Source organism: Streptomyces sp. UF-297, from assembly GCF_058245575.1.
This window is the reverse complement of sequence record NZ_JBSIBZ010000240.1, coordinates 1-681: the sequence shown is the minus strand read 5'-3', so window position 1 is coordinate 681 and position 681 is coordinate 1. Positions and strand designations below refer to the sequence as shown.

Sequence of the window (681 nt, the reverse complement as noted above, 5' to 3'; positions counted from 1 at the left end):
CGCCAGGGGTGTTGGCGCCGCCGGGGGCCCCGACGGGCCGGGGGGCGCCGGGGGGCGGGGGCGGCGGGGGCACGCCGGGACCGCCGGGGCCGCCCTGGCCGGGCGCGCCGACGGACAGCGCCGCGCCGTCGGCCAGCATCGTGGCCGCCGCGTGCACGCCACCGGGCGCGGCCGGGCCGCCCTGGCCCGTCCCCTGCTCGCCGCCGCCCGGACTCCCGCTCGCGTCGGGCGCGTTGGAGCCGCCCGCGCCGACGAGGGAGTCGGGCAGGTCGTCCGGGTCCAGCTGCGACACCATCTGCGTGGGTACGTAACCACCGGCCGGTCCACCGGGGGCCGGCGGCGGGCCGTCCCCACCCGAGGGAGCGCCGGGGCGCGCCGCCGCCCTGCTCGTAGCGGCGTCCGCGATCTCGGCGGCGCCGGGCGGCGGGGGTGTGCCGCCGGGGGCATCCGCGGCACCGGGCCCGCCGGGGGCTCCGGGCATGCCCGGAGGAGGCGGCGGGCCGCCTGCCGGACCCGGCAGGGCCGCACCGTCGGCGAGCATCGTCGCGGCGGCGTGCACCCCGCCACCGGGGCCGGAGGGCGCGCCAGGGGGCGGCGGCGGACCGGCCGGACCGGAAGCGGCACCGGGGGCGCCGGAAGCCGCGGCCCCCGGGGTACCCGGAGGCGGGGGCGGACCCGCGG

1 pseudogene is annotated in these 681 nt (G+C 85.2%); it reads right to left on the bottom strand.

Going from position 1 to position 681, the window contains the following annotated elements:
• Window positions 1–481 (bottom strand): annotated as a pseudogene (locus tag AC4IJH_RS43630) (SUKH-4 family immunity protein); the annotation flags it as partial.
• Between the last annotated feature and the right edge of the window lie 200 nt (window positions 482–681).